This window comes from Kitasatospora sp. NPDC057936, from assembly GCF_042887525.1.
Classification (GTDB): Bacteria; Actinomycetota; Actinomycetes; order Streptomycetales; family Streptomycetaceae; genus Kitasatospora.
Map to the genome: position 1 here is coordinate 12,363 of NZ_JBHVPD010000099.1, position 19,692 is coordinate 32,054.

A 19,692-nucleotide genomic window follows, 5' to 3' on the forward strand; every position below is an offset into this window, starting at 1 on the left:
CGTCCGTCACCCCGCCCGCCGTGGCGCGGCGGGCGGGGTGACGGACGGTTGCCGTGGGCGGGTGACGGGCGGGTGACGGGCGGGTGGCGCGGGCTCAGCCGCTGCGGCGCAGCAGGGTGATCCGCGAGCGGGTGAGCAGGGTGGCGAGGCCGACGGCGATGATCGGCAGGCCGATCACGAGGAGGCCGACGTTGCCCCACGGGACGATCACCAGGGAGCGGTTGGCCATCTCCTCGGGGCTGATGCCGGGGTAGGGCTCGACCGCGCCGAGGACCTTGCGCAGGGCGACGGCGGGGACGGCTCCGCAGACGATGCCGAGGAGGGTGCCCATGGCGGCGATGACGCCGCACTGGAAGCCGGAGAGCGTGCGCCGGATCCGGGGTGTGGCGCCGACGGCGGCGAGGGTGGTGAGGTCGCGCTGGGAGTCGGCGGCGGCGAGTCCGGTGGCGATGCCGGCGGCGCCGAGGGCGACGAGGGCGGCGAAGCCGGCCAGGCCGAGGCTGATGAGGTCGCCCTTGGGCTGGTAGCCGCGTTCGACCGAGAACTCGGTGTGGTCGGCGAGTTTGCCGATGGCACCGGCGGCCTTCTGCTCGGCGCCGTCGCTGGGTGCGGTGGCGGGCAGCCAGACGGAGCCCCCGTCCACGACGCCGAGGCCGAGGCGGCGGGCGGTGTCGGGGCTGATGACGGCGATGCCGGTCTGGATGGGCGAGTTGGCGAGGTAGGCGTCGATGGTGGTCTCGTGCCGGCGCTTGCGGTCCTCTTCCTCCGACGGGACGTAGGGGGCGGACTTGGTGCCGGCGGCGGGCAGCGGCATCGGGTCGTTGGTCTGGAGGATCAGTTTGCCGTCCTTGATGTAGCGCGGGTCGAGGACGACGGCCTTGCCGTCGGCGAGGGCCTGGACGGCGGCCGGGTCGGTGATGCCGTGCAGGTTGCGCAGCATGGTGGCGTCGCCGGCGCCGATGCCGCCGTAGACGGTGGTGCCGCGTCGGCCGGCGTTGAACTGGCAGCGCTTGTCGTCGTGGCGCAGCCGCTTGATCTCGTCGGAGGAGAGGCTGCCGTGGTCGTCCTCCAGGGGGCAGCGGAGGTCCTTGGGCAGGAGGGGAGAGATCCATCCGCAGGTGCCCTGGTGTTCCCCGCAGCCGGCGGGGTAGGTGAGCTTCTTAACGTCGGCGCGCGGGCCGAGGTCGGGGACGCTGGATTCGACGGCGTCGCGCATCCGGGGCAGGAGGGAGCCGTCGGAGGCGGCGCCCCAGCCGGTGCCGAGGAGGACCGCGCCGGCGGGGGCGGAGGCCTCGTAGCCGCGGCGGTTCTGTTCGTCGGTGCTGGCGGCGTAGATGGACACGGCGACGGAGCCGGCGACGGCGGCCATGACGGCGGCGACGGCGGGGGCGGTGCGGCCGCGGTGGCGCACCGAGTCGCGCAGGGCGAGGCGGGGGCCGAGCGGCAGCCAGCGGCCGGTGCGGCCGAAGAGGCCGACGAGGTAGGGCACCAGGGCGACCATGCCGAGTTCGGCGATCATCGAGCCGCCGAGGACGGCGATGGTGCGGCTGGCGATGCCGCTGGCGGCGCCGAGCAGGGCGAGGGCGGTGCCGCCGCCGAGCATGAGGAGGCCGAGGAGGGCGAGCCAGCGGTTGGGCGGCTTGAGGGAGTCGCGGCCGGTGAGTGCGGAGACGACCTCCTGGCGGGCGGCCTGGACGGCCGGGACGATGGCCGCGAGCAGGCCGGTGACGACGCCGATGAGCAGGACCCCGGCGAGGTCGAGCGGCTGGAGGGCGAAGTGCCCGAAGCGGTGGCCGGCGTAGTCCTCGGCGCGGGTGCGCAGGAGGGCGACGAGGCCGATGCCGACGGCGAGGCCGGCCGCGGCGCCGGTGGTGCCGAGGACGACGCCGCCGCCGAGGACGACGGCGCGGATCTGGGCGCGGTCACCGCCGCCGGCGGCGATCAGGCCGAGCTGCCGCCGGGAGCGCCTGGCCCCGACGGCGAAGGCGGGGCCCGCGAGGAGCACGATCTCCAGGAGGGCCATGCCGACGACGGTGCCGAGGATGACGATGGCGGTGCGGTCGAGGAGCGCGGGTCCGGTGCCGTTGTTCTGGTCGGCGTAGAAGGGGACGGCGGCGCGCGGCGGCGGGTCGAGGAGGACGGCGCGGGAGGCGGCGGTGAAGCCGTACTTGTTGAGTTCGGTGACCTTGGGCCAGTCGAGCACGGTGCCGGCGGGCATCTTGACGAGCCAGTTGCCGCCCGTGCGCGGGGTCGCGCCGGGGAGTTTGGCGAGTGGTTCGACGAGTTCCCCGGGGCGGGCGACGAGGGTGGTGGCGCTGAGGTCGCCGGGGTACTCGACGACGCCGGTGATGGTGAAGGGGGTGGCGTCGAGGCCGCGGACGGTGGTGGTGGCGCCGAGCCCCAGGCCGGAGCGGTCGAGGAAGGTGCGGGTCACGGCGATCTCGCGGGGGGCGCTCGGTGCGCGGCCCCCGACGATGTTGATCTTGCCGTGCCAGACGGGGTCGGTGAGGTCGGCCTCGGTCGTGTCGACGGAGATGAGGCCCTCGGCGCTGCTGGTGGCGGTGTAGGACCCCATGCGCTCGGGGACGAGGGTGGTGCCGGCGGGCAGGAGGGCGCCGGCGAGTGCGGCGGGGTCGGTGTCGCGGCTGCGTTGCTGTTCGGGCGTGAGGTCGGGTGCGCCCGCCTTGGTGGCGACGGGCTGCTCGAAGCTGCTGCCCTCGCTGGGGTCGGGGGCCTGCTTGATCGTCACGCCGCCTTCGAGGAAGCGCAGTTCCGCGTCGGACCGGCCCATCAGGCGGGTGGCGCGTTCGGCGGGGCTGAGCTGGGCGCTGCGGTAGACGACGTCGGCGCCGGTGACGCCGAGGACGGGCAGGGCGACCATGGCGACCACGAGGGCGCTGCGGCCCTTGGCGCGCAGGGCGTCGCGGCGGGCTATGCGCAGGGCGACCCGCCAGGAGCTGAACTTCACTCCTCCCCCTGGCGCTTGGCGTTGGTGGCGGCGCTGACGAGCAGGCTGCCGGCGTCCTGGCTGATGCTCTCGTCGACCATGCGGCCGTCGCGCAGGAAGACGACGCGGTCGGCCCAGGCGGCGTGGCGGGCCTCGTGGGTGACCATCATGGCGGCGGCGCCGGCGTCGCAGCGGGCGCGCAGGACGGCGAGGACGGCCTCGCCGGTGGTGGAGTCGAGGGCGCCGGTGGGTTCGTCGGCGAGGACGAGGCGGCGGTCGCCGATGAGGGCGCGGGCGATGGCGACGCGCTGCTGCTGGCCGCCGGACATGTCGTCGGGGAAGCGGTCGGCGAGCTCGGGGATGCCGAGCTCCTCCAGCGCGGCGAGGGCCTCGCGGCGGGCGGCGCGGGCGGAGAGGCCGTCCAGTTCGCGCGGGAGGGAGATGTTCTCGGCGGCGGTGAGGGCCGGGATCAGGTTGTAGTCCTGGAAGACGTAGCCGACGGAGCGGCGGCGGACCTCGGCGAGGCGCTTGCGGCTCAGGCCGCCGAGGGCGACGCCCTCGACGAGGACCTGGCCGCCGGTCGGGGTGTCGAGGCCGCCGGCGAGGGTGAGCAGGGTCGACTTGCCGGAGCCGGACGGGCCCATGACGGCGACGAACTCGCCGGGATTGACCCGCAGGTCGATCTGGCGCAGGGCGTGCACCTCTGCTGCGCCCTGGCCGTGCACCCGGCTGATGCCGTCCAGGTGCAGGACGGGCCGGACGCCGGTGCTGGTCGGGTCTGTGTAGGACACGGTCCCCCCTCTTGCTGGTTGTGGGCCCGGTCGCGGCCGGGCCGGTGGATCGGTGACGTCGGTGGGGCCCCGGCGGGCCGGGGCCGCGCGCCGCCGGGGCGGGGCGGGGCCCGCGGCGCTAGGACCGCGTGCGGCGCCGGCCGGGGCGGAACGTGCGGGCGGGCTCCTGGCCGGCGGCCCCGCCCGCCTCGGCGGCCTCGGTAGCCTCGGCGGCCCGGGCTTGCTGGAGCTCGGCCTGCTGGGCGAGGCGGGTCTCGCAGTGGTCGAGCCAGCGGATCTCTGCCTCGGTCTGGAAGATCAGCTGTTCGAGGACGAGCAGCCAGGCGAGGTCGCTGCCCGCCGAGGCGGGCGCGGCGCCGGCGCCGGGCCGGGCCTCGCCGGCCAGGGCCCGGCCCTTGAGCCGGGTGTAGTCCTGGAGCGCCTTGATGCTGTGCCGGCGCTGGCCCTGGACGACGGCGGAGACGTCGACCCCGGGCACGGTGACGGCCATCGCGAGCTTGATCGCGAGTTCGTCGCGCGGCGGGTTGGTGCGCGGCACCGGGGTGTCGAACCAGGCGCGCAGTTCGGCCCGGCCGGCCTCGGTGACGGCGTAGAACTGGTGGCCCTCGTCGTCCTCCCCCGCGGGTTCGACCAGGCCGTCGCGCTCCAGGCGGGCGAGCGTGGTGTAGACCTGCCCGACGTTGAGCGGCCAGGTGGCGCCGGTGCGCGCCTCGAAGTCGGTGCGCAGCTGGTAGCCGTAGCGCGGGCCCTGGTCGAGCAGGGCGAGCAGACCGTGACGGATGGACATACTCAGTATGTATACCCGGTATGCCCTCCCGGCTCAAGCGACGCGACCGGCCCCGGCGAGCGGGTACCGTCGTGCGGTGTGAGCCACTTGCGCATCGCCACCTTCAACCTGCTGCACGGTCAGCCGCTCGCCGCGGACGGCGCCCCGCGGCCCTATCCGGCCGACGCCGGCGACCCGTTGGCGCAGGCGGTGGCCGCGCTGGACGCGGACGTCCTGGCCCTGCAGGAGGTGGACCGCCACCAGTCGCGCTCGGGTTGCACCGACCAGGCGGCCGTCGCCGCCAAGGCGATGGGGGCCGCCGACTGGCGCTTCGCCGCCGCGCTGCACGGGCGCCCGGCGCCGGTGGCCGGCTGGGTGCGCGAGCCGTCCGGGCCGAACGGCCTGAAGGTGTACGGGCCGGGCGAGGTCGGCGACGGCGCCGCGCCCTCGTACGGGACGGCGCTGCTGACCCGGCTGCCGGTGCGCCACTGGCGGGCCCGGCGCTTCGCCCCGGCGCCGTTCGGGCTGCCGCTGCGGGTGGCCGGGCGGCGCGGCCTGACCCCCGTGCCGGACGAGCCGCGGGCCGCCCTCGCGGCGGTGCTGGAGGGCGAGCGCGGCCCGTTCACGGTGGTGGCCGCGCACCTGTCCTTCGTGCCCGGGTGGAACATGGCGCAGCTGGCCGGCATCCGGCGCTGGATCGCGGACCTGCCGCAGCCGTACCTGGTGCTGGGCGACTTCAACCTGGTGGGCGCGGTGCCGCGCACGGTGCTCGGCGGGGCGACGGCGCTGGAGCGCACCGCGCCGCGCACGCGCGTGCGGGAGCTGCGCGAGGCGCGGCGGGCCCGGCCGGTGCTGGCCGGGCCGCGCCGGCGGCGGGTGCGCGAGCCGCGGGCCCGGCTGCAGGGCTGGTACGACCTGGCGCGCACGCCGACGTACCCGTCGCACCGGCCCGCGGTGCAGTTCGACCACGTGCTGGCGGTCGGTGTGCCGCGGACCGCGGTGGGCCCGGCGGCGGCGCCGCACACCGGGGTGTCGGACCACCGGCCGCTGGTGGTCGAGGTGGCGCTGTAGCCTCCGGCCCTCGGCCGTTGCGGCCCCGGGCCTCAGTTGAGGTGCGAGAGGGCCCCGTTCTGGTGCGGGACGTGGGCGATCTGGGCGGACTGGGGTTCGTACTGGAGGAGCAGCATGGCCGCGTCGTCGCCGAGCTGGCGCCCGACATGGCGCACGACGTCCTCGTGCAGGCGCAGCAGGACGTCGGCCGGGCGGCCGTCGGCGCAGTGCGGGAGGCGTTCGGCGAGCGGGTAGAAGGCGCCGGAGCGGTCCCGGGCCTCGATGACGCCGTCGGTGAACAGCAGCACCCGGTCCCCGGGCAGCAGGGCCGTGCGGTGCACCGGCGGGCGGACGTCGGCCGGGTCGAGGACACCCAGCGGCGGCACGGTCTCGGCGAGTTCGAGCGGGCGGACCTCGGCGCCGCGCAGCAGGAGCGGCGAGGGGTGCCCGCAGTTGACGATCTGGGCGGTGCCGTCCGGGGCGACGCCGATCAGCACGAGGGTGACGAACTCCTCCTCGACGCCGGGGTGGTCGTTCTCGTGCAGGGCCCGGTCGAGGCTGACGGCGAGCCAGCCGGCCACCCGGTCCAGCGCGGGCTCCTGGTGCGCGGCCTCGCGGAAGGCGCCGAGGACGGCGGCGGCCGTCTCGACCGCGCCGAGGCCCTTGCCGCGCACGTCGCCGACCACGGCCCGGACGCCGTGGCGGGTGTTGACGACCTCGTACAGGTCGCCGCCGATCCGCGCGTGGGCGGCGGCGGCCTCGTAGTGGACGGCCGCGCGGACGGTGCCGACCCGCTCGGGGACGGGCCGCAGCAGCACGCGGCGGGCGATCGAGGCGACCAGCTGCGCGTCGGCGAGCGCCCGTTCCTGGCGCAGGCGCAGGGTGGCGCTGACCCAGCCGATCGCCGCGACCAGGACGATCGCGACGACGCTGGCGGCGTGCACGGACTGGCCGAGCGCGTCGCCGCGGAAGGCCATCAGGAAGGCCACGGCCTCGGTGCACAGGCCGATGGCGAGCGGGTACCAGGTGCGGCGGCTGACCACGGCGGCCAGCGCGGGTACGGCGGTGAGGGCGGGTTCGACCGTGACCTCGGTGCCGCTGACGTAGTCGAGGAGGACGATCAGCGCCATGCCGATGTAGGGCAGCGCGAGCGCCGTCCTCGGCCAGGTGCCGGTCGTGCCCGGAGCGGGTCCCGGGGTCGGCCCGGTGAACCGCTCTCTGATCCATCCGGTCGCGCTCAACTTCGGTTTCTCCAGCAGAAGACGCCGATGCCCGGAGGCACCTGCGGCGATGACTGAGGGTTAGGAAATGCGGGCCTCGCCGGCGGCCGGAGTACGGGGGTTGACCGGTTACCGACCCCACAATAGGCGCGAAACGTGCACTACGCACAGGTTTCGCCCGTTGCCATGATGACTTGGATGCTCTCCGTGACTCATTCTTCACTGTTCCCGATCAGGAGCCGTTCCAACTCTTTTCGGTCGGGAAGTCCTGACGGTCGCACGACGCGCCCGCTGCGGACGTACAGGAACGACGCCGTGACCTGCTCCGGCGGGACTCCCGCGTACTCGGCCCACGCGACCCGGTAGACCGCGAGCTGCAGCGGGTCGGCGGTCTCCTCGCGGTGGGTCTTCCAGTCCACCACTTCGTAGCGTGACGCACCACCGGATCCTGACGTTTCGTCACCTTCCCGGTAGACCGCGTCGATCCGGCCGCGCACCACCCGGCCCGCCAGCACCAGCTGGAACGGCGCCTCCACCCGGTACGGGCGCCGGCCGGCGTACGGGGTGCGCAGGAACGCCTCCTTGAGGCGCTCCAGGTCCTGCTCGTCCTCGACGCCGTCGTCGTCCGCGCCGGGCAGCGCGCCGGGCTCGACCAGCAGCAGCGGTTCGATCCGGGACTGCACCCACGCGTGGAAGCGCGTGCCCCGGCGGGCCGCGGGCTGCGGGGGGCGCGGCATCGGGCGGGCGAGGTCGTGCGCGAAGCCGTCCGGGTCGGCGGCCAGGCGCAGCAGCTGGGTGGCGGACAGGGCGGCGGGCAGCGGCACCTCCCGGACGCTGCGCCGGGTCCGCTCCAACTCGCCCAGCAGGGCGGTGAGATCGCGGTCCCAGGACTCGACCTGGCGGCGGTCCTCGGCGCCCATCGGCTCCGGGTCGGGGGCGGGCGCGCCGGCGAGGCGGGCGCGCACGACGCCGGCGACGCGGCGCCGGGCGTGCTGGGCGGCCGGGTCCAGCGGCAGCGGCCAGGGCCGCTCGGCGGGCGCGGCGAGGGCCGGGTTCTCGGCGCCCTTCTCCGGCTGCTCGGCCCAGTGCTCGATCTCGCCCGCGCCGGGCCGCTCGCAGTGCTCCCGCAGCTGTTCGAGGAACGCGGACGGGCCGCGGACGGTCTTCTGGGTGGGCCCCCACCAGTGGCCGGAGGCGAGCAGCAGGGAGCGCGGCCGGGTGAACGCGACGTAGCCGAGGCGCAGTTCCTCGACGCCGGAGTGCTCGGCCAGCTCCTTCTTGAACGCGGCCACCGACTTGGCGTTCCACCCGCCGCGCACGTCGGGCAGGGTGGCGGCGTCACCGCGCAGGGCGTGCGGGAGCACGCGCTTGGTGCTGGTCCAGCGCTCGCGCGGGCTGCCGGAGGGGAACGCGCCCTTCACCAGGCCGGGCACGGCGACGACGTCCCACTCCAGGCCCTTGGACTTGTGGGCGGTGAGGACCTTCACGGTGTCCTCGCCGCCGGGCAGGCTGCTGTCCAGGCCGCGCTCGTACTCCTGGGCGGCGCGCAGGAAGCCGAGGAAGGCGGCGAGGCCCGGGTCGCCGTCGAGGTCGGCGAAGGAGGCGGCGACGTCCAGGAAGGCGTGCAGGGTCTCGCGGCGGCGGGCGGCCAGTGCCTGCGGGGAGGCGGCGAGTTCGACCTCCAGGCCGGTGGCGGCGAGGACCCGGTGCAGGACGTCCATCAGCGGCTCGGACAGCGAGCGGCGCAGGTCGCGCAGCTCCTGGGCGAGGCGGGCGAAGCGCACCCGGGCCTCGGCGGAGAACGGGAGGTCGTCGGTCTGATCGCCCTGATCGGCGTCGAGGAAGGTCTCCAGGGCGTCGGCCAGCGAGACCACCTCGGTCGGGTCGGTCTCGGCGACGGCGGCGGCCAGCGCCTCCACGCCCTCGGGCCGGCCGGTGCGCACGAGGTCGGCGGCGCGGCGCCCGAGCAGGGCGAGGTCGCGCGGGCCGATCCGCCAGCGCGGGCCGATCAGCAGCCGTACCAGGGCCGCGTTCGCGGTCGGGTCCTGGAGCACCTCGCAGACCGCGACCAGGTCGGCCACCTCGGGTAGCTGGAGCAGCCCGCCGAGGCCGACCACCTCGACCGGCACGTCGCGGGCCACCAGCGCCGCGTGGATGTCCGGGAAGGCGGCGCCGCCGCGGCACAGCACGGCGATCCGGCCGGGCGCGGTGCCGGTGCGCACGAGGTGGGCGACGGAGTCGGCGAGCCAGTCGACCTCCTCCGCGTGGGTGGGCAGCAGCGCGGCCCGGACGAAGCCGTCGTGCTCGGCGCCGGGAGCCGGGCGCAGCGCCTCGACGCCCTCGTGCATGGCGCGCAGCGGCGCGGCGAGTTCGTTGGCGAAGGCGAGCAGGCGCCCGCCGCTGCGGCGGTTCTCGCTGAGCGCGTAGCGGGCGGCGGGCCGGCCGCCGGCCCGCGGGAAGTGCCGGGGGAACTCGTCGAGGTTGGCGACGGAGGCGCCGCGCCAGCCGTAGATCGCCTGGCAGGGGTCGCCGACGGCGGTGACGGGGTGGCCGCCGTCACGGCCCTCGGGCCCGGCGCCGAACAGCCCGGCGAGCATGAGCCGCTGGGCGACGGAGGTGTCCTGGTACTCGTCGAGCAGCACGACCCGGTACTGGCCGCGCAGGAGTTCGCCGACCTCGGGGCGGCGCTGGGCGAGCCGGGCGGCGGCCGCTATCTGGTCGCCGAAGTCCATCAGTCCGGCGGTGGCCTTGCGGCGCCGGTAGTCCTCGACCAGGCGCAGCAGTTCGAGCCGGGCGCGGGCGGTGGCGGGGACGGCCCGCAGGTCGTCGTTGGTGAGCTTGGCCGTGGCGAGGGCGTCGAGCAGGTCCTCGTCGTGGGCGCGCAGGGTGTCGGGTTCGACGAGGTGTTCGGCGAGTTCGCCGTCGAGGGCGATGAGGTCGGCGACGAGGTTGGCGAAGGTGCCGGTGAGGGCGGGGAACGGGCCGGGGCTGGTGCGCAGCACCTTGGCGGCGAGCTGGAAGCGGGTGGCGTCGGCGAGCAGCCGCACGTCGGGTTCGACGCCGATGCGCAGGCCGTGCTCCTTGAGGAGGCGCCCGGCGAAGGCGTGGTAGGTGGAGATCTCGGGTTCGCCGAGCGGCTCGGCGTCGTCAGAGTCGGCGACGCCGGCGCGCAGGAGGGCGGTGCGCACGCGTTCGGCGAGCTCGCCGGCGGCCTTGTTGGTGAAGGTGAGGCCGAGGACCTCCTCGGGGCGCACGGCGCCGGAGCCCACCAGCCACACCACCCGGGCGGCCATCACGGTGGTCTTGCCGGAGCCGGCGCCGGCGACGATCACGGCGGGTTCGAGGGGGGCGCCGATGGCCGCCATCTGCTCCCGGTTGAACGGGATCCCGAGCAGCTCCTTGAGCTGGTCGGGATGGCTGAGCACGGCGGTCACCCCGCAACGTTAACCGGAGCGGCGGACATTCTTTGCCCCGCGACCATCACTCCACCAGCTGGGCCCCGTCGCGCTGGGCCGAGCAGCTGCGCCGGAACGCGCAGCGGTCGCAGCCGCCGCCGGTGCGGGGCACGAAGCGCTCGGCGAGGACGCGTCCGGCGGCCTCGGCGAGCAGGTTCTCGATCCACGGCTCGCCCTCGGGCGGCTCCTGGCGCTGCACCTTGGGGGCGTCCTGGGCGGCCTTGGCGGCCGGCTCGCGCAGGTGGACCAGCTCGGCGCCGCCGGCGTGCGGGGCGCCGCCGGCGAAGCCGGGCAGCTCGTTCAGCGCCCCGGCCCGGACGGCGAGCTGGTAGACGGCGAGCTGCTTGTGCTCGGGCAGCGACTTGTCGGTGGGGATCTGCTTGCCGGTCTTGAAGTCGACGACGTAGGCGCGCCCGGCCGCGTCCTTCTCGACCCGGTCCATCGAGCCGCGGATGCGCACCGAGACGCCGCCGACGTCGAGGGTGACGTCGAAGCCGTGCTCGGTGGCGACGAGGTCGCGGCCGCGTTCGAGGACGTGCCAGTTGAGGAAGCGCTCCAGGGCGGCGCGGGCCTCGGTCTTCTCCTGCCGGGACTTCCACGGCGCGTCGAAGGCCAGCGCGTCCCAGACGGTGTCCAGGCGCTCCATGAGGACGGCGAGGTCGGCGGGGGTGCGCCCGGAGCCGACCTCGTCGGCGAGGGCGTGGACGACGTTGCCGAAGCCCTGGGCGGCCGAGCCGCGGACCTGGGCCTTGACCTCCTTGTCCAGGAACCACTGCAGCGAGCAGTTCTCCAGCTGCTCCAGGCCGCTGCCGGACAGCCGCACCGGCAGGTCGGGGCCGCGCAGCGGCTCGGGGGCGGCGGTCGGGTCGTCCAGGCCCCACCAGCGCTCGGGGTGGGCGGCGGGCACGAGCGGCAGCCCGTCCTCGTCCGCGGCGGCGGCGAGGACGGCGAGGCGTTCGGCGGCGGCCCGGCGCAGCTCGGGCGAGTGGGCCGGGTCGACGGTGACGGCGCGCAGCTCGGCGACGAGCGCGTGGACGGCGAGCGGGCGGCGCGGGCGGTGGGTGACGTCCTCGACGGTGACGGGCGGGGTCCGGCGCACGACGCGGCCGGTCGCGGGGTCGACGTCCTCGCGGTAGAGCTCGCGCAGGAAGCGGGAGGGCTCGTCGCCGTCCTCGGCGGGCGCCTTGACGGCGGTGACGATCAGCCGTTCCTTGGCGCGCGTCGCGGCGACGTAGAAGAGGCGGCGTTCCTCGCCGAGCAGGGCGGCCGGGGAGAGCGGTTCGGCGAGGCCGTCGCGGCCGATCCGGTCGGCCTCCAGGAGGGAGCCGCGGCGGCGCAGGTCGGGCCAGAGGCCGTCCTGGACGCCGGCGACGACGACCAGGCGCCACTCCAGGCCCTTGGAGCGGTGGGCGGTCATGAGCCGGACGGCCTCGGGGCGCACGGTGCGCACGGTGAGGGTGTCGGCGGCGATGTCCTGGGCCTCCAGCTCGGCGAGCAGGTCGAGGGCGCTGCGGTGGCCGGTCACCTGCTCCTCGGCGCGGGCGGCGGTCTCGAACAGGGCGCACAGCGCGTCGAGGTCGCGGTCGGCGTTGCGGCCGGCGGCGCCGCCGCGCAGGGCGGCCCGCTCCAGTCGCTCGCGCCAGCGGCGGCTGCCCTCCCACAGCGCCCACAGGGCGTCCTCGGCGGTGCAGCCGCCGGCGAGCGCCTCGCGGACCTTGCGCAGCAGCGTGCCGAGGTCGCGGGCGCGCCGGGCGGGGGTGCCGCGGGCGTGGAGGGGGTCGAGGGCGACGAGCCGCTCGGGCTCGGCGAGGGCCTCGCGCACCAGCTCGCCGGCCGGGCGCAGCGCCGCGGCGGGGCGGCCGTCGGCGCGCAGCGCGGCGCGTTCCTCCTCGCGCAGGGCGCGGCCGAGGCGGCGCAGGTCGGAGCCGTCGAGGCCGCCGAGGGGGCCGGTGAGCAGGGCGTGGGCGGTGTCGGTGGTGAGGGGATCGGCGGCGTCCGGGTCGCCGTGCCGGTCGCGGGCGGCCTGCTCGGCGCAGACCCGCAGGGCGAGCAGCAGCTGGGCGACGGCGGGCTCCTCGCGCAGCGGCAGGTCGTCGCCGTCGATCTCCAGGGGCACGCCGGCCGCGCCGAGGGCGCGCCGCACGCCCGGTATGGAGCGGGCGCCGGCCCGGACGAGGACGGCCATCTCGCCCCACGGCACGCCGTCCTCCAGGTGGGCGCGGCGCAGCAGGTCGGCGACGGAGTCGAGCTCGGCGCCGGGGGTCGGGTAGGTGTAGACCTCGACCCGGCCGCCCTCGCGGGAGGGCAGCAGGGCGCGGTGCTGGGCGAGCTTGTCGGCGGGCAGGCGGCCCATCGGCATGCGGCGGGCGAGTTCGCGGGAGGCGGCGAGCAGGACGGCGCCGGAGCGGCGGGAGACGCGCAGCACCCGGACGTCGGCGGGGGCGCCGTCGGCGCGGCGGAAGGTCTGCGGGAAGTCGAGGATGCCGTTGATGTCGGCGCCGCGGAAGGCGTAGATCGACTGGTCGGGGTCGCCGACGGCGACGAGGTCGCGCCCCCCGCCGGCGAGCCGGCGCAGCAGGCGGACCTGGGAGGGGTCGGTGTCCTGGTACTCGTCGACGAAGACGACGTCGTAGCGGGCGCGCAGGTCCTCGGCGACCTCGGGGCGCTCGGCGAGCAGGACGGCGCGGTGGACGAGCTCGGCGTAGTCGAGGACGCCGCGCAGGTCGAGGACGTCGAGGTAGTCGGCGAGGAAGTGGGCGGCGGCGGCCCAGTCGGGGCGCTGGACGCCCTGGGCGAAGCGTTCGAGCTCGGCCTCGCCGAGGCCGAGCTCGCGGCTGCGGGCGAGGACGGCGCGGACCTCGTCGGCGAAGCCGCGGGTGGTCAGGCAGGCGCGCAGGTCCAGCGGCCAGGGGATGCGGGAGCTGCCGAGGCGGGCGTCCTCGGCGCCGCCGGCGAGCAGTTCGCGGACCATGACGTCCTGTTCGGGGCCGGACAGCAGGCGCAGCGGCTCGGCGTAGTCGGCCGGGTCCTGGTGGGCGCGCAGGAGGGCGTAGCAGAAGGAGTGGAAGGTGGTCGCCTGCGGGGCGGGGGTGGAGGTGGCGAGGCGTCCGGACATCCGGTCGCGCAGCTCCATGGCGGCCTTGCGGCTGAAGGTGAGGACCAGGATCCGCTCGGGGTCGGTGCCGCGCTCGATGCGCCGGGCGACGGCCTCGACGAGCGTGGTGGTCTTGCCGGTGCCCGGGCCGGCGAGCACCAGCAGCGGCCCGCCGGGGTGCTCGACCACGGCGCGCTGGTACTCGTCCAGCGCGGGCGGTGCGGGCTGGACGAGCGGGCTGCGCACGAGCCGGAAGGGGGTGCTCACGCGCCCGCCTCGCTACGCTCGGCAGGGGCGTTCGCCCATGCGCACTTCTTGATGGTTCGCTCGCTGCTCTCGCTCACGCGCCCGCCTCGCTACGCTCGGCAGGGGCGTTCACCCATGCGCACTTCTTGATGGTTCGCTCGCTGCGCTCGCTCACGGAGGTTCCTGGGGTCGAACAGGGGCATGACGGGGGCGGGCCGCGCGGGCCCGCCCGCATCGAGCCTACGATCCTGCCCCGTCAATCCCCTCGGCGTCCCGGGTTCAGGGGGATTGGGAACCGTCCCAGCGGGCGCGCTTGAGGTCCACGCGCGGCGGGTCGGAGAGTTCGCGCAACGGGGTGCCCTCCTCGCCGTAGTGGGCGAGGGCGCGCTGCTCGTGGCCGGGCAGGAAGCGTCCGTCGGCGCGGATCACCCGCCACCAGGGCACCGAGCCGCCGTACAGGGCCATGACCCGCCCGACCTGGCGCGGACCGCCCTGGCCGAGGTACTCGGCAACGTCCCCGTAGGTCATCACCCGGCCGGGTGGAATCCGCTCGGTCAGGTCGAGAACCAGTTCGGCGAAGGGCGGCAGGTCCGCCGGGAAGCCGTCGTCGTCAGCGTCCGTCACCTGCGGCATTCTTCCTTATGGGGGCGCGTGCGGAACCCCGCGGATTCGATCCGCCGCGCCCGATCCGGCCCCTGTCCAGCACGGGGGGCCGGGGCATGCCACCATCTTCCGGGGCGGTGAGTAGTGATACGAGGACAAGACCAGATGACCGGGACGGCAGACGTGGGCGCGCACGAGGACTCCGACGAGTCCGCCGCCCGCATGCCCGCAGGTCCCGGCGGTGAGCCCGCTCCCGGGCCCGCGCCGGAAGTCTCCCTGATCAAGGACCGTACGATCAAGACCCCCCAGCCGACCGGCCCCGCCGCGACCCCGACCGTGCCGCTGCCCGAGCCCGCCCAGGCGCCCGAGGCGGGCCCGCGTCCCACCGGCGCGGCCGTCCCCGGGGCCGCCCCGGAGCCGGTGCCCGCCCCCGAGCCCGCGCCCGCACCCGACGCCACGACCGCGGAACACGCCCTCGCGTCCTTCCACGACCCGCTGGACGACACCCCGCACCTGGACGTCGACGAGCCGCTGCTCGCCGCCCGCGCGCACCGCCCGACCGACCTCCTGCGCTTCCTCGCCGGCGTCTTCGGGATAGTCGCCGTGTTCGTCCTGGCCGGCGTGGCGACCTCGACCACCACCGGCATCGAGCAGGACATCGCGACCAACGCGCCGCGCTTCTCCGCGGTGCTGTCCACGATCACCGGCCTGCTCTCCAGCGTCGCGGTGCTGGCCGTGCCGCTGGCCTTCGCGGTCGAGCGGCTGATCAAACGCGACGGCCTGCGGGTCGCCGACGGCGTCCTCGCCTCGGTGCTCGCCTACGGCGTCTCGCTGGGCATCGACTGGTGGGTCGCCGAGGGCGCCTCCGAACACATCAGGGACGCCCTGACCAGGCTCCCCATGGACAGCAACGGGGCCCTGACCGACCCCGTCCACGGCTACCTGGCGCCGGTGATCGCCTACATGACCGCCGTCGGCATGTCGAGCCGACCACGATGGCGGGTCGCCCTGTGGGTCGTGGTGGTCTTCAGCGGGATCACCGAACTGCTCGGCGGCTACACCACCCCGCTGTCGCTGCTGCTCACCGTCCTGATCGGCTGGTCCGTCGCCTACGGCACGCTGTACGCGATCGGCTCGCCCAACATCCGCCCCACCGGCCAGCACCTGATGATCGGTCTGCGCAAGGTCGGCTTCACCCCGGAGAGCGCCCACCGCGCCCCCGACGCCCCCGGCGGCACCCGCCGCTACTACGTCGCGCAGCAGGACGGCCCGCCGCTGGACGTCCACATCATCGACCGCGAGCAGCAGGCCTCCGGCTTCTTCTACCGTGCCTGGCGCCGGCTGCGGCTGCGCTCGGTGGCCGTGCGCCGCAGCCCCCAGTCGCTGCGCCAGGCGCTGGAGCAGGAGGCCCTGATCGCGTACGCGGCGGCGGCCTCCGGGGCCCGCGCGCCGCAGCTGGTCGCCACCTCCGAGCTCGGCCCGGACGCCGCGATCCTCGTCTACGAGAACGTCGAGGGCCGCACCCTGGACGAGCTCTCCGACGACGAGGTCACCGACCGGGTGATGGCCTCGCTGTGGGAGTCGGTGGCCGCCCTGCACGAGCGCCGGATCGCCCACCGGCGCCTGACCGGCGAGTCGCTGCTGGTCGTCGACGACAAGACGGCCTGCCTGGTCAACCTGTCCGGCGGCGACATCGCCGCCACCGACCTGACCCTGCGCATCGACGTCGCCCAGCTGGTCACCACCTTCGCGCTGCGGATCGGCCCGGAGCGCGCCGTCGCCGCCGCCAACGCCGTGCTCGGCGCCGAACGGGTCGCCCAGGCCCTGCCGCTGCTCCAGCCCGTCGGGCTCTCCCGCTCCACCCGCATCGACCTCGCCAAGCTCTCCAAGGAGCGCAAGACCGCCGCCCGGGCCAAGGCCCTGGAGCAGGTCGCGGCCGGCGAGCGCACCCAGCAGCAGGCCGAGGAGGACATCGCGGCGGCCGGCGAGGACCTGCTCAGCCGCATCCGCGGCCAGATCCTCCAGATCGCCCCCGAGGCCCCGATGGAGCCCGCCAAGCTGGAGCGGCTGAAGCCCAAGAGCCTGATCATGGTGATCGCGCTCACCTTCGCCGCGTACCTGGCGCTGACGACCATCAAGCCCGCCCAGCTCAAGCTCTCCCAGATGGACTGGGCCTGGGCCGCGGCGGCCCTCGTGGCGGCCGCCTTCAGCTACGTCGCCGCCGCGATGAGCCTCACCGGCTTCGTGCCCGAAAAGCTGCCGTTCCGGCGCACCGTGGCCGCCCAGCTGGCCGGCTCCTTCGTCAAGCTGGTCGCCCCGGCGGCGATCGGCGGCATCGCGCTCAACACCCGCTACCTGCAGAAGGCCGGGATCCGCTCCGGTCAGGCGGTCGCCTCCGTCGGCGCCTCCCAGCTGGCGGGCCTGGCCGGGCACCTGCTGCTGCTGTTCAGCTTCGGCCTGATCACCGGCAGCCAGACCAACGGCGACCTCTCCGCCTCCCGCGCGGTGATCATCGGCGTGCTGACCGCCGCCGTGCTCGCCCTGGTCGTGGCCGCCGTCGCGCCGCTGCGCCGCTTCGTGCTGGGCCGGCTGCGCTCGCTGTTCTTCGGCGTGGTGCCGCGCATGCTCGACCTGATGCAGACGCCCAGCAAGCTGGTCACCGGCTTCGGCGGGATCCTGCTGCTGACGCTCTCGTTCACCGCCTGCCTGGACGCCTCCGTGCAGGCCTTCGGCGGCAGCGTCAGCTTCTCGGCCGTCGCCGTCGTCTTCCTGACCGCCAACGCGGCCGGCTCCGCGATCCCCACGCCGGGCGGCATCGGCCCGGTCGAGGTCGCCCTGATCGGCGCGCTCACCGTCGCCGACGTCTCCCCCGCCGTCGCCACCCCGGCGGTGTTCCTCTACCGGGCGCTCACCTTCTGGCTGCCGGTGCTGCCCGGCTGGATCGCCTACAACGTGCTCCAGCGCAAGCACGCGCTCTGAGCGTCACGAGACAAGCGCGCGTACGGAGGAGGGCCCCACCGCCGAGCGGTGGGGCCCTCCTCCGTACGTGCGCGCCGGGCCTAGTAGACCGGCTTGTGCGGCTCGATCTGGTTCACCCAGCCGAGCACGCCGCCGCCGAGGTGCACGGCGTTCGAGAAGCCCGCGGCCTTGACCACGGCCAGCACCTCGGCCGAGCGCACGCCCGACTTGCAGTGCAGCACGATCTTCTTGTCCTGCGGCAGCTTCTCCAGGGCGTCGCCCATGAGGAACTCGTTCTTCGGGATCAGCACCGCGCCGGGGATGCTGACGATCTCGTACTCGCCGGGCTCGCGGACGTCGATCAGGAAGATGTCCTCCTTCTCGTCCTGCCACTCCTTCAGCTGCTTCGAGGTGATCGTCGAACCGGCGGCGGCGGCCTGCGCCTCCTCCGACACGACGCCGCAGAAGGCCTCGTAGTCGATCAGCTCGGTGACCGTCGGGTTGTCGCCGCAGAGCGCGCAGTTCGGGTCCTTGCGGACCTTCACCTGGCGGTAGTTCATCTCCAGGGCGTCGTAGATCATCAGCCGGCCGACCAGCGGGTCGCCCACGCCGGCCAGCAGCTTGATGGCCTCGGTCACCTGGATCGAGCCGATCGACGCGCACAGCACGCCCAGCACGCCGCCCTCGGCGCAGGAGGGGACCATGCCCGGCGGCGGGGCCTCCGGGTACAGGCAGCGGTAGCAGGGGCCGTGCTCGGCCCAGAAGACGCTGGCCTGGCCGTCGAAGCGGTAGATCGAGCCCCACACGTACGGCTTGCCGAGCAGCACCGCGGCGTCGTTCACCAGGTAGCGGGTGGCGAAGTTGTCGGTGCCGTCCACGATCAGGTCGTAGCCGGAGAAGATCTCCATGACGTTGGAGTTGTCGAGGCGCTCCTCGTGGAGGATCACGTCGACGTAGGGGTTGATCTCCTTGACCGAGTCCCGCGCCGACTCCCCCTTGGAGCGGCCGATGTCGGACTGGCCGTGGATGATCTGGCGCTGCAGGTTCGACTCGTCCACCACGTCGAACTCGACGATGCCCAGCGTGCCCACACCGGCCGCGGCGAGGTACATGAGCGCGGGCGAGCCGAGGCCGCCGGCGCCGACGCAGAGCACCCTGGCGTTCTTCAGCCGCTTCTGCCCGGCCATGCCCACGTCGGGGATGATCAGGTGGCGCGAGTACCTGCGGACCTCGTCAACGGTGAGCTCGTCGGCCGGCTCGACCAGGGGTGGCAGCGACACGGAAACTCCGATGGTCGTCGGTTTCAGGTGGCCGGGGCCAGCCTGTCTGTGGGCATGTTGCTCCGCCACTCGGGTGGCTCTGCTACGCCAACAGTGTCACGCCCCTCCGGTATTCCGAGACAGCCCGTCCGATGGGCGAGACGGGCGGCGTCGGATCGTGGACCCGCCGCCTCGGCCCCCCCGGACGGCGCCCCGGCCCCTCCCAACGGGCCGGACGCGCCCGCCGGGCCGCCGCCCGGACCGCTCAGACCCGGCAGGCCGTCTCCAGCCAGACGTCCCCGAGCGACTCCTCCAGCGGCACCTGCGTCCGCCATCCGAGACGGTCCCTGGCGGTGCGCACGTCCGCCTGCCGCCACGGCACCGGCTCCCCCGGGGCCGGCCGGCCCTCGGCCCGCGGCCCCTCCGGGCGGTGCCCCGGCAGGTACGGCCCCGGCGCGTGCCCGGGCGGGTGGTCCCCGCCCGCCGCGACGGCCTGCGCGGGCAGCAGGACCTGCCGGTTCTCCTCCACGACGGCCCCCTCGAAGCCCGCCGCCCGCACCAGCAGCTGCGCCGCGTCCCGGGCCCGGACGGCGTGCCCGCTGCCGATGTTGATCACCCCGGTCGCGGCCGACACCGCCGCCGACTGGATCGCCCGCGCGACGTCCCGCACGTCCACGAAATCCCGGTATCCGGACAGGTCCGGCATCCGCACCTGCGACTCGTCCCGCTCCAGCGCCCGGCGCAGCCCCTCCGCGAGCCGTCCGAACAGCGAGGCGGTCGGCGCCCCCGGGCCCACCACGTCGAACACCCGCAGCACCGTCGCGTCCAGGCCGGAGGCCAGCACCAGCTCCGTCCCGGCCAGCTTGGACACCCCGTACGGGCCGACCGGCCGCGGCTCGGCCTGCTCCGACACCGGCACCCCGCCGGGCACCGGTCCGTACTCGGCCGCCGAGCCGACGTGCACCAGCCGGGCCGGCTCCCGGCTGCGCCGGATCGCCTCGCAGACGGTGGCGACCGCCAGCGTGTTCGCCCGGATCAGGGTGCGCGAGCTGCCGTAGGTGGCGCCCGCGCAGTTGATCACCACCTGGGGGGCGACGGCGTCCAGGAAGCGCGCCAGCGCGCCCGGGCTTCCGGTGGTCAGGTCGAAGCGGATGTCGGCCGAGTCGCGCCGGCCGAGGACCGTCACCTGCAACTCCTGGTCCAGCAGCAGACGGTCGGTGACGCGGCGGCCGATGAAGCCGTCGGCACCCAGCAGCAGCACCCTCATCGGGGGTGTCCTTCCACGAAGCGAGGTCGGGGTCGA

At 75.2% G+C, this 19,692-nt stretch carries 11 protein-coding genes; 2 read left to right on the forward strand and 9 right to left on the reverse strand.

Annotation, left to right across the window (positions count from 1 at the left end):
• Positions 1 to 94 precede the first annotated feature (94 nt).
• The 3 genes from ACFVU9_RS36820 to ACFVU9_RS36830 all read right to left on the reverse strand — a co-directional run bounded on the left by ACFVU9_RS36820 (position 95) and on the right by ACFVU9_RS36830 (position 4,525).
• Complete coding sequence (locus ACFVU9_RS36820; RefSeq protein ID WP_387601168.1) at positions 95 to 2,968, reverse strand: FtsX-like permease family protein; 2,874 nt, start codon at positions 2,966 to 2,968, stop codon at positions 95 to 97.
• Positions 2,965 to 3,738, reverse strand: a complete 774-nt coding sequence (locus ACFVU9_RS36825; RefSeq protein WP_380438257.1) for an ABC transporter ATP-binding protein — start codon at positions 3,736 to 3,738, stop codon at positions 2,965 to 2,967. The genes ACFVU9_RS36820 and ACFVU9_RS36825 overlap by 4 nt, the downstream gene beginning before the upstream one ends.
• Before the next feature lie 118 nt (positions 3,739 to 3,856).
• Positions 3,857 to 4,525 (reverse strand): PadR family transcriptional regulator, encoded by a 669-nt coding sequence (locus ACFVU9_RS36830; RefSeq protein WP_387601172.1) that lies wholly within the window; start codon positions 4,523 to 4,525, stop codon positions 3,857 to 3,859.
• A gap of 78 nt (positions 4,526 to 4,603) precedes the next feature.
• On the opposite strand from ACFVU9_RS36830, the gene ACFVU9_RS36835 reads away from it, so the two are divergent.
• A complete protein-coding gene (locus ACFVU9_RS36835; protein ID WP_380438253.1) occupies positions 4,604 to 5,575 on the forward strand; it encodes an endonuclease/exonuclease/phosphatase family protein in 972 nt (323 codons plus the stop codon).
• A 32-nt stretch (positions 5,576 to 5,607) separates the two neighbouring features.
• Here ACFVU9_RS36835 and ACFVU9_RS36840 read toward each other — a convergent pair whose 3' ends face one another.
• The 4 genes from ACFVU9_RS36840 to ACFVU9_RS36855 all read right to left on the reverse strand — a co-directional run bounded on the left by ACFVU9_RS36840 (position 5,608) and on the right by ACFVU9_RS36855 (position 14,202).
• Positions 5,608 to 6,795 (reverse strand): PP2C family protein-serine/threonine phosphatase, encoded by a 1,188-nt coding sequence (locus ACFVU9_RS36840; RefSeq protein WP_380438251.1) that lies wholly within the window; start codon positions 6,793 to 6,795, stop codon positions 5,608 to 5,610.
• Between the two features lie 191 nt (positions 6,796 to 6,986).
• Complete coding sequence (locus tag ACFVU9_RS36845; protein ID WP_387601176.1) at positions 6,987 to 10,208, reverse strand: UvrD-helicase domain-containing protein; 3,222 nt, start codon at positions 10,206 to 10,208, stop codon at positions 6,987 to 6,989.
• Between the two features lie 46 nt (positions 10,209 to 10,254).
• Positions 10,255 to 13,590 (reverse strand): ATP-dependent helicase, encoded by a 3,336-nt coding sequence (locus ACFVU9_RS36850; protein WP_387601179.1) that lies wholly within the window; start codon positions 13,588 to 13,590, stop codon positions 10,255 to 10,257.
• Between the two features lie 258 nt (positions 13,591 to 13,848).
• Positions 13,849 to 14,202 carry an MGMT family protein gene (locus ACFVU9_RS36855; RefSeq protein ID WP_380498924.1) on the reverse strand — a complete coding sequence of 118 codons (354 nt, stop codon included), beginning with the start codon at positions 14,200 to 14,202 and terminating at the stop codon, positions 13,849 to 13,851.
• 135 nt (positions 14,203 to 14,337) lie between these two features.
• Here ACFVU9_RS36855 and ACFVU9_RS36860 point away from each other — a divergent pair, with 135 nt between their 5' ends.
• Positions 14,338 to 17,151: a flippase-like domain-containing protein gene (locus ACFVU9_RS36860; protein WP_380438243.1), complete on the forward strand. Its 2,814-nt coding sequence runs from the start codon at positions 14,338 to 14,340 to the stop codon at positions 17,149 to 17,151.
• A gap of 80 nt (positions 17,152 to 17,231) precedes the next feature.
• Here ACFVU9_RS36860 and moeZ read toward each other — a convergent pair whose 3' ends face one another.
• Both moeZ and ACFVU9_RS36870 read right to left on the reverse strand, forming a co-directional pair.
• Complete coding sequence (moeZ, locus tag ACFVU9_RS36865) at positions 17,232 to 18,410, reverse strand: adenylyltransferase/sulfurtransferase MoeZ (protein WP_380438241.1); 1,179 nt, start codon at positions 18,408 to 18,410, stop codon at positions 17,232 to 17,234.
• A 244-nt stretch (positions 18,411 to 18,654) separates the two neighbouring features.
• Complete coding sequence (locus ACFVU9_RS36870; RefSeq protein WP_380438239.1) at positions 18,655 to 19,656, reverse strand: NAD-dependent epimerase/dehydratase family protein; 1,002 nt, start codon at positions 19,654 to 19,656, stop codon at positions 18,655 to 18,657.
• Between the last annotated feature and the right edge of the window lie 36 nt (positions 19,657 to 19,692).